The sequence below is a fragment of the Acinetobacter sp. 24-47-62 genome, from assembly GCF_056779765.1.
On the sequence record NZ_JBWYIN010000013.1, the window covers coordinates 28934 to 45502 of the forward strand.

Annotated in this window: 13 protein-coding genes; 4 read left to right on the top strand and 9 right to left on the bottom strand. The window is 37.1% G+C overall.

All coding sequences use genetic code 11. From position 1 onward, the window contains the following. Nucleotides 1-140: 140 nt before the first annotated feature. The gene (locus AC1M87_RS11185; RefSeq protein WP_481593727.1) at nt 141-1061 is read left to right on the top strand and encodes a Dyp-type peroxidase; all 921 of its coding nucleotides are present in this window, start codon (nt 141-143) and stop codon (nt 1059-1061) included. Nucleotides 1062-1172: 111 nt separating this feature from the next. Here the strand turns inward: AC1M87_RS11185 and AC1M87_RS11190 are convergent, their stop codons facing one another. From AC1M87_RS11190 to AC1M87_RS11210, 5 genes are all read right to left on the bottom strand, one after another. Then, complete coding sequence (locus tag AC1M87_RS11190) at nt 1173-1709, bottom strand: hypothetical protein (RefSeq protein WP_481593728.1); 537 nt, start codon at nt 1707-1709, stop codon at nt 1173-1175. Nucleotides 1710-1712: 3 nt separating this feature from the next. Continuing rightward, nucleotides 1713-4130 carry a hypothetical protein gene (locus AC1M87_RS11195; protein WP_481593729.1) on the bottom strand — a complete coding sequence of 806 codons (2418 nt, stop codon included), beginning with the start codon at nt 4128-4130 and terminating at the stop codon, nt 1713-1715. 5 nt (nt 4131-4135) lie between these two features. Then, nucleotides 4136-4648, bottom strand: a complete 513-nt coding sequence (locus tag AC1M87_RS11200; protein ID WP_481593730.1) for a hypothetical protein — start codon at nt 4646-4648, stop codon at nt 4136-4138. 9 nt (nt 4649-4657) lie between these two features. After that, nucleotides 4658-8047: a type VI secretion system Vgr family protein gene (locus tag AC1M87_RS11205; protein ID WP_481593731.1), complete on the bottom strand. Its 3390-nt coding sequence runs from the start codon at nt 8045-8047 to the stop codon at nt 4658-4660. A gap of 155 nt (nt 8048-8202) precedes the next feature. Then, nucleotides 8203-9903, bottom strand: coding sequence for an NAD-dependent malic enzyme (locus AC1M87_RS11210; RefSeq protein ID WP_481593732.1), 1701 nt, complete (start codon nt 9901-9903; stop codon nt 8203-8205). 296 nt (nt 9904-10199) lie between these two features. Here AC1M87_RS11210 and AC1M87_RS11215 point away from each other — a divergent pair, with 296 nt between their 5' ends. From AC1M87_RS11215 to AC1M87_RS11225, 3 genes are all read left to right on the top strand, one after another. Continuing rightward, nucleotides 10200-10802, top strand: a complete 603-nt coding sequence (locus AC1M87_RS11215) for a hypothetical protein (RefSeq protein WP_481593733.1) — start codon at nt 10200-10202, stop codon at nt 10800-10802. A 269-nt stretch (nt 10803-11071) separates the two neighbouring features. Further along, nucleotides 11072-12862 (top strand): arginine--tRNA ligase, encoded by a 1791-nt coding sequence (gene argS / locus AC1M87_RS11220; RefSeq protein WP_481593734.1) that lies wholly within the window; start codon nt 11072-11074, stop codon nt 12860-12862. 132 nt (nt 12863-12994) lie between these two features. Further along, complete coding sequence (locus AC1M87_RS11225) at nt 12995-13603, top strand: SPOR domain-containing protein (protein ID WP_179999966.1); 609 nt, start codon at nt 12995-12997, stop codon at nt 13601-13603. 47 nt (nt 13604-13650) lie between these two features. On the opposite strand, the gene AC1M87_RS11230 is transcribed toward AC1M87_RS11225, so the two are convergent. The 4 genes from AC1M87_RS11230 to AC1M87_RS11245 form a co-directional block, all read right to left on the bottom strand. After that, nucleotides 13651-14262, bottom strand: coding sequence for an alpha/beta fold hydrolase (locus AC1M87_RS11230; protein WP_481593735.1), 612 nt, complete (start codon nt 14260-14262; stop codon nt 13651-13653). Between the two features lies 1 nt (nt 14263). Next, nucleotides 14264-14905, bottom strand: coding sequence for a glutathione S-transferase family protein (locus tag AC1M87_RS11235; protein WP_092767910.1), 642 nt, complete (start codon nt 14903-14905; stop codon nt 14264-14266). Nucleotides 14906-15041: 136 nt separating this feature from the next. Next, nucleotides 15042-15440: an OsmC family protein gene (locus tag AC1M87_RS11240; protein WP_481593736.1), complete on the bottom strand. Its 399-nt coding sequence runs from the start codon at nt 15438-15440 to the stop codon at nt 15042-15044. Between the two features lie 22 nt (nt 15441-15462). Next, nucleotides 15463-16413, bottom strand: a complete 951-nt coding sequence (locus AC1M87_RS11245) for a pirin family protein (RefSeq protein ID WP_481593737.1) — start codon at nt 16411-16413, stop codon at nt 15463-15465. Nucleotides 16414-16569: the final 156 nt, after the last annotated feature.

The following is a 16569-nucleotide window of genomic DNA, read 5'->3' on the forward strand; positions in this document are numbered from 1 at the left end:
TTGATGAGATTATATGACAATTCGACTTTTTTAAGATTTAAAATTTGAATGTTTTTTTAAACGTCTGTCTGTTCAGCACTATGATGATCAGGCACAATGTGATCAGCAAAATTAGGATATTATAATTTCAGGAGCCATGAATGACTTCCCAATCCGTAATCTTACCATTACCCTCAGATCATGCTCGCTTTATCACTTTGCGTTTAAAAGATTTATCAATAGATCAACTAAAAGAAAAACTTGAAGATCTCTTTACGACTCGTGATCGCTTAATTACTCAACATCATCATGCCCAAATTAAAACTGCGGTGGCTTTTGGACCAGAACTTTGGTCACAACTTTACCCTCACCAACCAGAAGGTTTTAAACAGCTTGAACCAATTCAAGGCTCTTTCACCATGCCTGTGGTCCCTGCTGATGTTTTAATCCATATCGCAGCACAGCGTACTGATATTTGCTTTGCCTTAAGCCAAGCTTTTTTTGAAGGAATTCAGGATTTGGTTGAGGTTTTAGATGAGCGCGTGTGCTTCCGAAATTTTGATGGTCGAGATTTAACTGGTTTTATTGATGGCACCGAAAACCCTCAATTTCCAGATGATCGCGCTGAAACAGCTTTACTAGGTGAAGATGCAGGAATTTTCACTGATGGCTCATTCGTTTTTGCTCAACGTTATCGTCATGATCTAGATAAATGGAAAAAACTTAAAGTTGATGCACAAGAGCAAGTGATTGGGCGCACCAAACTCGAAAGCATAGAGCTTGATGACGATGTTAAACCTGACAATGCACATGTGGCTCGCACCGTTGTTGAAGATGATGAAGGTGAGGAGCTTGAAATTCTTCGTCATTCTTTACCGTATGGCGATGGACGTGGTGATCAAGGTTTGTATTTTATCGCTTATACGAAAGATTTAACACGTATTGATCGCATGCTGACACGTATGTTTGGAACTAGTGGCGATGGTATTCATGATCGCTTATTGCACTTTGTTGCGCCTTTAGATGGAGCATACTACTTTGCTCCGAGTGAAGAATTGTTAGAAGAAATTTTAGAAGTTTAATCAATAAAGCCGACGAGAGTCGGCTTTATTAAGATTTAACTTTAAAAAAGTATTTCATTTTTAATTTCTAAAATTTAAAACTAGATTTGAAAATTTTGACTCAACTTCAAATCATTCCAAATTACAGGAAATGTGATCAAAGCTTTCAATTGAGATAGACTCAATTTTATTATTATTGATATTATATATAAAATATCCTTTACTTTCTTTCATAGGGATTTTATATAAAAATAGGTCTAGTGATTCATCCCCACTAAAAACTTTTTTTGGTTTGATATTATTATTTAATTTCGCAACATTAATTTCACCCTTACCAATACTTATATTATTAGCATCAACTGCTTTAACATCTCGAGTATGAATAGAGGTGACAATTTCATTATTATCAACATCAACACTAGTAAGAGTATTATTAACTAAAATATTTTTTCTGTTTTGACATTCTTTTAAGTCTGTAATATCACTATATTTTTGAATAATTATATCCCCCTTAAATCTACTCTTCAACGCGTCTAAATTATCTCCTATTTTAATACCGTTTAATTCATTTTCTTTACTCTTAATACTATGTAAGTCAGATGAATTACTTTGACTATTTGAACAACCACAACATAATAAAATAGAAAAAATATAATATAATTTTTTCATAAATTAAATATCCTCTAGATTTGGAGACAGCCCTTGTAAATGAAGGTGATTATTGTGCCTTGGTTTAGCTAAATGATTGCAATTTGGGAAAATATAATTACTTTTGACTCCAGCCTTAGAGTTTGTGAAATACTCACTTAGCATTTTTTTTGATTTACCCCAGCCAAATTTTATAAAGTTATTAATCAAATTTAAAGTTCTTTCATGGTCATAATTAGCATCTTGTAAAATAACCGATAAAGCCTTCTTATCAGTTCTTAAATATCTCAAATCTCCTGCTTCACCATTAATATGAGATTTACTTTCACCAGGATCACCATTGACTCTGCTAAAACCATTAAAGGAAATGTCATCATACCCGGATTTGCATAGTGCTCCTAAAAATGCTGCTAACTCTATACCACCTAAATAATATCGTTGCTGTCCAGAATTCATTAACATTTTATAACCGACTACACCTGAGCGATATTTCTGAAAATGTCTTACATCGATTAAATAAACATTCCCACTGCCTAAGACGCCCTTAGAAGACCATCTTTTTGCTACAACATATTTTGATTTACCTAAATTATGAGACTTACTTGTAGAATCATAATAAATATATTCTGCGAAACCTGTAGCTGATTTGTTCTCTCTTTTAATCTTCCCATCATGATAAATGTGATAACGCGTTGTATCACTTGTAGGTGGGGACTGATTACTAACTTTAGTTAAAGGCTTACCACCGTTTTCTGTATGCGTATTTTGTTGTATTGCTTTCGGTGTTTCCTGCTTGACTTCAGCTTGTTTAGTTTGAGTTGTTGTATTATTTGGTTGTGATCCTGAATTTGTTTGTTGATTATTCAGTTTAGTCTGAGTTGTAGTATTTTGTTTAGAAAGTTTTTCAAAACCTTCATTTATTCGAAATATTCGCGATGTATTCCCATATATCGCCCTTACTTTAATAAAAGACTTACTACTAGTACCAAATCCATATACAAAGCCAACTAGCATTTTTACAGAAACTTCACCTAATGCATTAGTTTTTTTAGGAATCTCCCGCCCTCTATAAAATAATGTTATTGGTAAATTCGGCACCAATCTATTGTCTTTTTTTACAATTATTTTGAAAGCTTGAACTGGTAACTTAATTTTAACTGTCTGATTAGACAAAGTTTGTTCGACTTTAAAGTGGTGTATTTTTTGATTTCCTACTTCACCTGAAACTGAAACTTCTATGTCTTGTCCAACTTCAGCAATAATACCTTGCTTAATACCTTGATCATTCGCTGTATGTTTTTTCTTATTTTCTTTATATGTAAGAAAAAAATTCATATTAGAGATTGGTTTCCCTGTATCACCCTCTACAATTTGAATATTGAAACTAATATCTTTGTTATTTTCAGCAGCTCCTTCTTGCTTAGCTTCAGATTGATTTTTCTCATTTCTTACTTGTTGAGGTGTTTTATCTGGTTGAGGTTTAGGCTGAGGATTACTATTTTGCTCTAAGGTTGCTGGAAATTTTGAAACTTCAAAATCCTTTAAAATTGCACGTTGTTTTTGGTCAGCTTTCTGAATAATAGGATTTGACTCTTTGCCATCAGCCACAATTTTAATTTCAGTTGATGGATGCCTAACAATGACAGGAAGATATCCATTTTCATCGCTTTTTATTTTAACTTTGGTCTCACCAGAAAAACTTTTTCCAGAATATTTTGAGACAATTGTAACTTCCTTATCTGGTAATACATTATCATTTTTATCCTTCAAATTTATATATATTTTCCGATTACAGCACTGCTCCAGATCAAAGCCACCAAAGTCTTGAATATATTTCTTAATATGTGTTCCATTACCATCCGTTTGTTTTTCACCAGAAAATTTTGAAAACCCTAAAAAAGCACCCAAACCTCCTATACCAACCAAATGCATCCCAGCAATTGCTCCAGACTCATTGACTTCAACGCCTTGAATCGTTCTACCAAAATGCTCATTTAAATTATTATTTCTTATTTGTTTACATAAATAACCAATCCATTCTTTGATAACCTCATACTGAACCTTAGGATTATTTAAAAAATCAGATTTGGAATTTATATTTCTTTTACCTGACCACTTACCCGACCAATTATTAGAGTCAAATTGACTCTTCCAACTATTGTGTAAAGCAGATCCTCTTCTTGCATCTTTAATATCATCATAGGAAATTCCTTTATCCCCTAAATAATACCCCAGCTCATACAGAGCAGACTCTCCCCATTGAAATAGGCCCAAATAACCTGCCTCGTTTACTTTTCTTGCACACCTTATATTGACTGGATTGCTTAATGGCAAAGACAAATCTGATGAAGATTCTTTAAAACTTACAGCTTGAATAAAACCCTCCAAATTTGTTTCAAACGTTCTAGTTGTCCCATCTTTAAAAGTTATTGTTTTTTTCATTCTTATTACTCTTTATACCAATCATTTGCTTTATATTTTTGCATACTTACAGATGTATTATTTTTTAAATAAGTATTGAGTATAAATTTCAAATTTGTGTCCGCCCCCTCTTGAGCACAACTCACCTCCACTGATTGATCTTTACTATTCACTTTTCTAAAATATGCAAAAGCATTTTTGTCATCGTAAATTAGCCAAATATTGTGCCCATATTCTTTGTACTCTGAATTGTAAATATTAAACTGTTTTTTATTGTATGATACTTTTTGACACTGCCCTGTTGACATCCATTGTGTATTAGTTGTTTTAAGATTTAAATTATTTACCACTTTGAAGCGATTCAAACTATTTTTACTTTTACCAAAATCCCAGATATGATCACATTCAACTTCTTCTAATACCGTGATCTTTTTTATTGGTTGATTCCAATAATTCATACACTCTTTCGAACTTTCAGCATATAGTGTTGGGCTACTTAAGCACACGAACATAGTCATTATTTTTTTTAGTTTTTTCATAAATCCACCTTAAAGTCCAAAACTGTTGAAATCAGCTTCTAAATCACTTTCATCATTAAATTCTTCATCATGATAGTCATGATCATCTTCATCATGCCCTCCACAACATGCTTCATCTGAACTATCACTTTTATCTTGAGTAAATTCTTCCTCAATTAGAAGCAACTTATCTGATTCATCCTCAGATTTACCCAATAGTACTATTTCAACATTATCAGGGTTCTCACTAAAGATTCTCTCTGTGCGAGCATTTTCATCAAGAAAACCTATATATTCTGTCTTTTTATCATGATTAACGACTTTATATTTATAGCCATTCTTTAAAAGTTCTTTTGAAATTAGTTCACTAAAATCAAATCTTCTACTAAATATCCCACTCTCAGGCATCTTAGGTAATTGCGCATTTACAGTTGCCCCACCCGTAAACAAATGTTGCCCTGCCTTACTCTCAAATTTTCCACCCGTCGTGCTAAATACTCCACTAGCATTAATCTTGAGTTGCGAGCCACCTGCGGTCAGTACAATTTCTTTAGGGCTGGTAATTTCAATTTTATCTTCGGTTGAAATAAGCTTAATTACCTTACGTGCAATAGCTTCAATCGCATCATCTTGCGCTTGTAATTCAACTTTACCTTTAGCTGCGAACGCTCGAAATCCTTTCTGTGCAGCAAACAAACTGATCTTGTCTTGAGCATGCCCTACAATATTTTTTTGCGCACTTAAATTAATTGAACCCTGTGCACTCTCCGCAATATCTTGTGATGCTTGAAGAATAATGTCCTCAGGCGTTGTTAATGCAATCCCATTGGGTGAAGCCAAAAGCATGAGTGCCTGTCTAAATAAACGTCCTTGCTCTTGTTTTTTTTGATCAGAACTATTTTCTAATCCTTGAGTATATCCCTCCATAAAACCTGTCAGTGTGCTTAAGGCTTTTACTGGATTAATATCATCTTTTTTGTTTGCACCACCAAAACCAGTGCATAACACCAGTTGATCTTCCATATTCAAGTCAACGCTCGAAATTGCTTTACTCACATCTTGAAGTGCTTGAAATGGGTTATCTTTAATCCCATTTTTAATACTTTCAAATTTCCTCTTTATCGCTTCAGAACCATATTCTTGTACGTTATCAATAAATTCCTTGAGATTATCAACCGCTTCTTGAGCATGCTCAAAGTAACTATTAAACTCATCCACAATTCCAGCAGTATTACCACCTAAAGTACCAATATCCTTAATAAAACCACCACAATCTTTCAGTGCATTTAATGGATCCTTCGCTATTCCCTCTTTGAATAAATTCACTGTAGACTGCAAAGCTTGAGCACTACTTTTGATTTCTAATGATTGAATAAATTTAGGTAATCTACTAATTACATTTAATGCATCCGATTGTTGTTTTACTGCAATTTCACTGAGCATTTTCATACTCTGCTCACTCTGACTCAACAGAGATTGAGCCTGTGTAGCTTCAAGATGATCAGCAATTGCTTTTTCTTGTGCATAAGTCGTAATGAGCATTCCTTTCCCTGCACGAACAGCACCAAAAGCATCAGTTCTCAGCTCAAATCCTTCTCCACGTCCATCACTTTTTTCCTTATCCCTAGGATGACTCAAATTACCCAGATTCAATTGAGTTGCCGCATGACTACTTTGCAACTGAGTACTAATTTGTCCTGTCGTATCATCAAATCGGAGTTGGTTAAATCCAGAACCACCAACTTCTGCCGTGCGAATCCCACTGAGTTTTTTGGTGTCCGGTAACTGTCCCTTAACATCAAACATGGTTTGATGACGTTCTGCTTCATGTAAACGCCCAACAACGAAAGGTCGATCAACATTTCCATCAAAGAAGTCAATGACAACAATTTCACCTATACGTGGATGAAATCTTGATCCATAACCCTCCCCAGCCCAAGAAGTTAAAACATCAACCCACGCAGAGTCTGTATCATTATCATTCGACCCTGCACCACCATCATGTTGATGGTCATCATTACGTGTAAATACGAAGCGAACCTTAATACGCCCCCATTGATCCACATAGATCGTTTCACCTTCAGGACCAACCACTTTTGCCCGTTGAGGATAAGCAACTGGACGATGTTTCAATGGATCATATTCTGGAACAATAGGTATAGCTCGGCGCACTAAACTCAGTTCTGTAGATAAACGCTCATCTGTTTTTGTCTTTTTCCAACGACTTAAATCAATTAATGTTTCAATTTGATTATTTAAATCTTTAGGTAAATTATTTTGATTAAAAAAATGTTTTCCTAAAATAATAAATTGGCGATCTGCCCCTTGATGTTGATCTATTTCTGGATGACCCATAAATTCAAACCAATACCCAACATTGGCATCTCGAACGCTACTCACCGCAGTAAAGTATTTAGCCTGCAAATCTTGGTATTGATTGAGTTGTGTATTCAGTTTTTGTAGTTGTGAATTGTTTGATAGAGTGGCTTGATCTTCACCTTTTAAATCAGCAATCCAAGCAGGACTCACAGTCCATGCTTGTTCTAGACTTAACGTTTCATTATCCAACTGGTCACTATGTTGATGAGCACTGAGTTGATAATCATCTTGATCTTGCGCAAGTATATCGCCCTGCCAACGTTGCACCTGAATTGCTGTAGATTGTATTGAGCGTTGAGCAATAAAACTGGTAATCGTATCAAAACGTTCTGTTGCATGACTGCGATGGAATCTGAGCGTGCGTCGATCTAAAGGCTCATACTGGCTATTTTCATCTATTAGCCTTAATTTTTGTGATTGAATTTCTTTCGCTGAAAATGGCACAGTTTGATCTGTCTCATCAATCAACCAATTAATGCCTTCACTCCGCCATAAGCGTGTTAGAAAATCATAGTCTGATTCGTTGGCTTGCATCACAAATGGACGTATATCATATGATGCTTTTAAACCCGCCGTTGACAGACTCAAAGCGGCACTAAATAACACGCTTTTCGTCTGCCACTCTTTAAAAATAATCTCAGTGATATCAACCACGGATTTGTTCATAAATACGCGACTGTTACGGCGTTTGTGCCAAAGTGAAGTTGCATCTTCAACAGTCAACTTATATAAGGTCAACGCTCCATCACTTTGACCTTGGCTCACCCCTGTCACGATCCCAGTAGTCCGAGCTAATTTTCCAAGATCCGTAACTTGATCGACAGCCACTAAACAACCAATGAATTGCTTAAGTTGTAAATGCGCATTCGTCGATAAGCATAATACTTCAGCTTTTAAGCCTTGATTAATAAAGTGTTGACCCTGAATTCGTTGAATGAAAACTTGGCTATCTAATATAGGATTAGAAAATTTAATATGTAACGCGCGCTTTTGCGGGCTCAGACCCAAGCCTTCTATAATTGAATTGATATTATTGAGCATAGAATGATTAAAGCTATTATTATGATTTTTGAAAATTGTAGCGTATTCCGCTCAATCTTGCTTTTAAATATTGTAATTATTCTAAACAAAAAATAGGAACCAACATATTGATTCCTATTTATTTCCAATGAATTTATATTGAAAATTCAAGTTTTTTAAAATGGAATTCGCTTATAACGGCGATATTCCGGTTTCCAGAAATTATCTTCAATACTTTTTTCGATCAGCTCATCACTCAATGGCAAGGCAACACCATCCTCAATCGCCGCTTTTGCAACCTTGAACGCGATGATTCGGGAGACTTTCTGCAAATCATTGAGATCAGGAAGTAAGTCGTCGTCAGGGTGTTGCAATTTTGGAGAGCAATCTGCCAACGCCATACTTGATGCCATCAGCATATTGTCTGTAACACGCGTTGCCTGCACAGCAATCACCCCTAAGCCAATCCCTGGGAAAATATAAGAGTTATTACACTGAGAAATATTGTGTAGCTTATCTTGATAATTAACTGGCATAAATGGACTACCAGTTGCAATCAAAGCGCGACCGTCCGTCCACTGAATAATATCTGCTGGTACAGCTTCTACACGCGACGTTGGATTCGACAATGGCAATACAATAGGATGCTCGCAGTTGGATGCCATAGTTCGAATAATTTCTTCAGTGAATAAACCCGGTTGTCCAGAGACACCAATTAACACAGTCGGGTGTGCATTTTTTACAACATCTAGCAATGAAATGATGCCTTCCGCATCAGCCCACGCGGATACATTTTCTGAACTTTGAACCAGTTTACGCTGAAAATCTAAAAGATTTGGTTGATTATCGGTCAATAATCCAAAACGATCGACCATATAAATTCGTGATCTTGCCTCAGCATCACTCAAACCTTCAGCCACCATTTGCGCAATGATTTGCTCAGCGATACCACAGCCCGCTGAACCAGCACCCAAGAATGCCACTTTCTGGTCACGTAATTGTTTTCCTGCAGCTCGACTTGCTGCGATTAAGCTGCCGACCGCAACAGCAGCAGTACCTTGAATATCATCATTAAAACAACAATATTGATCACGATATTTTTCCAACAATGGCATTGCATTTTTTTGAGCAAAATCTTCAAATTGAATTAAAGCTTTTGGCCAACGACGTTTAATCGCACGAAGTACGTCATCCACAAAGTCATAGTATTCATCGCCACTAATACGAGGCTGATTCCAACCTAAATAAATTGGATCATTTAGCAACTGTGCATTATTGGTACCTACATCCAATGTAATGGGTAGTGTATACGCTGGGCTAATACCACCACATGCGGTATAGAGAGATAATTTTCCGATTGGGATTCCCATCCCACCAATCCCTTGGTCACCTAACCCAAGAATGCGTTCACCATCTGTGATTACAATGACTTTGACGTTGTTCTTATTCACATTTTGTAAAATATCGTCAATGTTGGCACGATCAGGATATGAAATAAATACACCACGATGACGGCGGTAAATATCAGAAAATCGTTGACAAGCCTCACCTACCGTTGGGGTATAAATAATCGGCATCATTTCTGATAAATGATTTTCTATGAGGTGATAAAACAAAGTCTCATTGGTGTCTTGTATATTTCTCAGATAAATATGCTTATTAATGTCGTCATGAAATGACGTAAATTGTTGATATGAACGTTGGTGTTGCTCTTCAATCGTTTCAATCACATGAGGTAGTAAACCATTGAGATTAAAACTTGCTCGCTCCTCCTCAGTGAACGCAGAGCCTTTATTAAGGAGAGGTAGTTCAAGCAAAGTAAAGCCAGCATAAGGGGTATAAAGAGGGTGTTTCACTTCAGTGTGTTCAGTTGTCATCTCTAATCTCATGGATCAGGCCTAAATTCAGACCCTTTTCATTTCATTTTTACCATTTATTTAAGAAATAGCTTAAGCCGAAATGAAGACAAATGTATATTTATAAAATTGATAATAATATTGGCAGTATTTTTAAATTTTATAACTTCAATCCATCATTCTATTGATAGAGAAATAGATAAAACTATCACATTTCAAATGTATTATTCATGCTTATTAACTTTTTTTTGCAAACTAATCTGAACGATTCAGCTAATATCGGATTCAATCGTATTTTACTTCATTATTAGATCCACATGAAAATTACAGCTAAAATTGCCATTTTGCCATTGACTATTATTTCATTGCTAAATGTGACGGGTTGTCAAACCATCACTGACACGACCTCAAAGGTCGGTGATAAAGCACTTTCAATGGTGGGCTTAGCCCGCGCTGATAAAACCCCTGAAATTGATAAAAAAGGCATTGTTGATATTAGTAAAACCACCCTCGAGCAAATTGAGAAACTTAAACAAAATATGCCGATTGGTCAGTGGGTATATATCGAAAATGACCTTCAAGGAATTTATGACTTACAAAACAAAGCAGTTGATGGTCACATGCTGTTCCTGCGTTTAAATTGTAAGAATAGTGTCCAAAAACCAAGTCTCAGCATACAAAATGTGGAAGGTTCGGAAATTTTAAATAGTCTTCAGCCTGAAGTTGGAACGATCCAAGTACTACTCGACAATAAGAATTACGGAAATCCTTTTAGTTTGGCGAATCAAAAAAATTTAGCGACATTTCAAACTGCTGCTCAAAAGGCCAAAACCATTAAAATCTTCCATGCATCTAAGTTATACACTTTCCCAAATGGTAAAGCAGAATTACTAAATAAGCCTGTCACGTGTATGGCTTAATTTCGAGTCATAAAATTGCCTGATTTCTATTTAAATTCACATTAAATGAGATAAAGACAATCAGGCTCAATTCAATCATCGATATGCATTAGATGTAAAAGATTAATTTCATCATCGTTAATTCTGCAAATAGCGCATAGTGATTAAAAAAACTGATTTTATTATTTTTTATGTCGGATAAGTTTTATTCAACGCAAATCTGCTTCGCTAATGAGCGCTAAATTTGCTATATTTGTCGTTTTTCTGCGACATTAATTTTTCGATAAATTATGAATACGGCAATACAAGCAGCTCTCGATCATGCAGTGCAATCTCTTCAAGCTGAAGGGGTCCTCCCATCTGACTTTAACAACAGCGGAAACTTAACGCGAACCAAAGACCGAAGCCATGGTGACTTCGCTTCGAATATCGCAATGATCGCGTCTAAAGCTGCAGGTATGAAGCCTCGTGAATTAGCAGAAAAAATTCTTGCTGCACTCCCAGAAGTTGCAGATATCAGTAAAGCGGAAATCGCTGGTCCTGGTTTTATCAACTTTTTCTTGAATGCAGACCAACGTTTTGCTGTTCTTGATGCTATTCAGGCACAAGCTAATGATTTTGGTCGTACGCAAGTTAATGCTACGAAAAAAATCCAAGTTGAGTTTGTCTCTGCGAACCCGACATCAAGCTTACATGTGGGTCACGGTCGTGGCGCAGCATATGGCATGACGGTTGCGAATTTACTTGAAGCAACTGGTGCTACAGTGGATCGTGAATACTATGTGAATGACGCTGGTCGTCAAATGGACATTTTAGCGACGTCTACTTATCTACGTTACCTTGAGTTAACTGGTCAAACATTAGTATTCCCTAAAAATGCTTACCAAGGCGATTACGTTAAAGAAATTGCACAAAGCATTATTGATCAAGACGACGATGCATATGTTCGCCCTGTAGCTGATGTTTTTAAAGATGTGCCAGAAGATGTGCAGTATGCTGAAGAACTTGATGCCGAAGGCAACAAGGTTGTAATTTCTGGCGATAAAGAAAAACACATTGATGGTCTAATTTTTAACTCGCAGACGTTAATAGGTGAAGGTTATCGCGTTTTTCATCAAGCTGCGTTAAAAGCAATTCTTGATGATATTAAAGATGATCTTGGTGAATTTGGTGTGACTTTCAACCAATGGTTCAGTGAAGCATCATTGACTGAAAAAATTGAAGAAGCATTACAAACACTTGATCAACGCGGCTTCCTCTATGAGAAAGATGGCAACATTTGGTTCAAATCAACAGAATTTGGTGATGAAAAAGACCGTGTTGTAAAACGTCGTAATGGCCAAACCACTTACTTCGCTTCTGACATTGCTTACCATCTGAATAAACTTCAGCGTGGTTATACTGACATTATTGATATTTGGGGTTCAGACCACCACGGTTATATCGCACGTGTAAAAGCGGCGATTGATGCGATGGGATATGACTCAAAAAAACTGACTGTGTTATTAGTACAATTCGTCAGCCTATGGCGTGGTGGTGAGATGGTTCAAATGTCATCTCGTTCAGGTCAATTTGTCACATTGCGTGATCTACGTAAAGAAGTCGGCAACGACGCTGCTCGCTTCTACTATGTCATGCGTAAGTCTGAACAGCACATCGACTTTGATCTGGATCTCGCGGTTTCTCAAAGTAAAGACAATGCGGTGTATTACATTCAATATGCTCATGCACGTATTTGTCGTATGCTAGAAAAAGCAAGCAGCTTGAACATCAACTTCGATGTGACCACTGCGCGTGGTTTTGCCGCAAAGCTTGAATTAGAAGCTGAAACTGAAATCTTAGCAAAACTTGCAGCCTACCCTGAAATTATTGCACGTGCTGCAAACAGCCATGAACCGCATCAAGTAGGTAACTACTTAAAAGAACTTGCAGCATTGTTCCATGGTTGGTACAACGAAAATAAAGTACTCGGTGATGATGCTGATCTGACCCAAGCACGTTTGTTGTTATCGGTAAATGTTCGTCAAGTCTTGAAAAATGGTTTAGAGCTTTTAGGCGTTTCTGCACCTGAAAGTATGTAAGTCATCGAAGGTGAATCTTTTTAAAAGATTCACCTCTTTAGACTTTTATTATTGAAAAAAATGAGATAAAAATTCCATGTGATGGTAATCCAATTTTCCATTGCATGATCTTAAAATAAGAGAGGTTTCCAAGTGTTTGGAAAAACGCAGCGTGGTGTATCAGAAAGACCTAACAAACCTAAACAACCATTAATACCAAAATGGTTAGGTATGCTTGTTCTGATTTTAATTGTACTGAGTTTTGCCGTAGCCTTAATGCTATGGAAACCGTGGGCGCCAGTCCAACCAAAAAGCAATGATATTCAATCTGAACATTATCAAGAAGATACGAATAAAGATTATCGCTTCTACGATTTATTGCCTCAACAACAAGTGACTCCAATCCCCGATCAAGCTGTACCTGAAAATCAGCAAGTGAACACCGCACCTGTCATCGTGGAAGCACCTGTGGTTACTGATGCTACAACAACCGAGGGTGAACTGATTGAAAATGCAGAACCTCAACCCGTGGCGAGTAGCTACCTTTTACAAGTCAGAAGTTATCCAGATCCAGACAGTGCTGATGCACGTCGTGCTGAAATTATTCTCAACGGCTTATCTGCAGATGTCATTAAAACCACAGAAGGCGGACAAACTTGGTATCGTGTTGTCTCTGGACCTTATGACTCTCAAGAAGCAGCTGTTATCGCTCAGCAAACCCTACAACACAGCGGTATTGATTCAATCGTTGTAAAACGATAATCAAAAAAAAGGATGCGATTAGCATCCTTTTTTAGTCTAGAGCAAACCTAAAATTTTGCTAAGTAGCGCTGAATAAAAGAAATACACTCTGGCGCATAAACTTTAGCTAAATCATGTTGTCCGTTCGGGATCACATTCAGCGCTGAATACTTAAAAGCGTGATTTAAGTACTCACCTACTGCAACAGGACTAATGTCATCATCTCCGCCCCAGATTAATAGTACAGGACACTCAATTTCAGCAAGCCGTTCATCTAATTTGGTTTCATCATCAATAAACCAGTGCGGCACTTCATATTCATTTTGATATTCTGCACGCCAATCTTTAACATGAAATGGTGTTAAATCAACGCCACCTGACGTAGCGACCAACACCAAACCTTGAATCAATTTTGGATACCTCAACGCCGCTTGAACAGCAATGACCCCACCCATAGATTGAGCGATCAGAATACTTGGGCGCTGAAGATGATCAAATACATAATCTTGTAAATCTGACATTGAATTTACATGTGGATGATCAGGATATTCACCAAAACTGGGATAAGCAATGATGTGCGTGTCGTACTCAGATTCAAAATGTGATTGAACAGGTTTCCAAAATGCAGTACTGCCAGATGCTCCGGGCAGGAAGATTAATTTCACTGCCTGATCTGCCATCTTAATCACCACCCTTGATGACCGCTCGCTGATAAGCAGGTCTTTGTTTTATGCGTTTTACATACGCATGAATGTTCGGATATTTTCCATTTAAGCGCTCATCCATCGCGATCAAGGGAAAACTCATTTGGATATCTGCAAATGAAAACTGAGATATAAAAAATTCATGTTGCGCCAAATGCTGTTCTAAAAATTCAATATGTTCAGCGAGACGCGGTTGTATAAATCCATCAGTCACCCCATCAATAATTTTATTGGCAATTGGTCGAATCACAAAAGGTACTTTAGGAGGTACAAACGAGAGAACTAAGGTCATCACTAAAAGTGGCATTAATGAGCCTTCAGCGTAATGCATCCAATACTGATATTGTGTTAAGTCCGGCTGTGACTGGGGTTTAAATTGATGCTGAGTATCATAGCGATCTGCCAGATAGTCTAAAATCACCGCAGATTCTGCGATCACTAAATTATCATCAGTAATCACTGGTGATTTCCCCAAAGGATGAACCTTCTTCAATTCTGGTGGAGCGGCGTAAGTTGGCAATCTTTTATAATGTTGAATTTGGTATTCAGCACCCAACTCTTCTAGCGCCCAAATAATTCTTGAAGAACGTGATTTTTCTAAATGATGTAATGTCAGCATAAGACCACCTAATTTTATTTCTCTCTATATAGCCATTTTGAATAAAAAAAAGACATCCTGCTTTACACAAAATGTCTTCTTTTTAGCTGTAAATTACAAAAATACAGAATGTTGATGCCTATTAAGTTGTCTATATTTAAACAATTGTTGTTTTAATTTCGACGCTTCTGAGCAATGTTTTAGTGACGGGTGTTTTTTGGCACACATTTAAAACTTTTTCTTGTAGTGCTTCATCCAAGTTAGTTTTAAAACTTAAACGACGCTCAATCCATTCCAGCCCTTCTTTATTGGCTTTAAAATCTGCCTCAACACTAAATTCGCCTAAATCCAGTCCTTTATGCTCTGCATACATCCGTAATGTGATCATTGTGCAGGAAATTAATCCTGAACAAATAAAATCATACGGTGCAGGCCCACGATCTAAACCTTGGAATGATTCAGGTTTATCGGTGAGAAATGTGTGCTGACCAGATTGAATTTCACCACCCCATTTTTCAGGTAGTGTGGTGACCTTTGCATTTGCGATCGTTGCCATTTTATTTTCCTTCTGTGTCTTATTATTTAGATGGGCGCATGCTATCTGGCAATGTCGGAGCTTTCAAACGTTCGCCTTGATATGATGGAATTGACCCAAAACGTGGATCTTCTGCTATCCATTGATCACGTGCAATTTTGATTTCTTCTTGCGTACGTCCAACGAAATTCCACCATAATAAAATTGGTGATTCAAATGGCTCACCGCCCAAAAGCAGTACACGACTATTGTCATGGATATCTACTTCCACATATTCTAGCCCTGGCTCTAAAATTACCATATTGTCTTCATCTAAATGATGACCATTGATGGTTGCTGTACCTTCAAGCGCCATAAATCCATATTCAAACTTTGGATTTAAAGGTAAACGTGCTTTTGTGGCTGCTTGCGCAAATAAATCAACACCTAAAAGCTCTGTATGTACTTTGACTGGTGATACGGTATTTAGATACTCACCGACCAATACCGTAAATTCGATACCTGACTGATTAACCACGGGTAATTCTGGATAGTGGTTAAAAGCTGGATCGATGGTAAGTTTGTCATCAGGCAATGCAATCCAAAGTTGTGCAGCATGCATTTTTGTTTCATTCGCTGGCGCGACTTCAGTATGTGAAATACCTCGACCTGCGGTCATGAGGTTGACTTGCTTGGGCTGAATCAGCTGATCTGTTGTCCCTAAGCTGTCGCTATGCAACATGGTCCCTTCAATCATCCAAGTAAAGGTTTGTAGACCAATGTGTGGATGTGGTCCAACATCTAGACCTTGTCCAGCTTCAAATGTCACAGGACCTGCATGATCTAAGAAGCACCATGCGCCAATCATACGCTTATGGCGACTTGGTAAAGCGCGTTTGATCACTGTTCCTTGACCAATTTCTGCACGGCGCAGTGGAAATTCCTGAATAAATTGGTTGGCGTGCTTTTCACAGTCTTCTGAATGAGACAATTCGGTATAAGTATTATTGGTCATGTTGTTATCCTAAAAGTTTGGCAAATGGCTATCTTTGTTATAGATATTAACAAGGTCATGCAAATTGAACCACCTTAGACTTAATACGCTGAATACTATAGGTAGGACAATTAGAGTTTTGTATGTATTAAAAATAGAATGCTTGCCTGCCCTTGA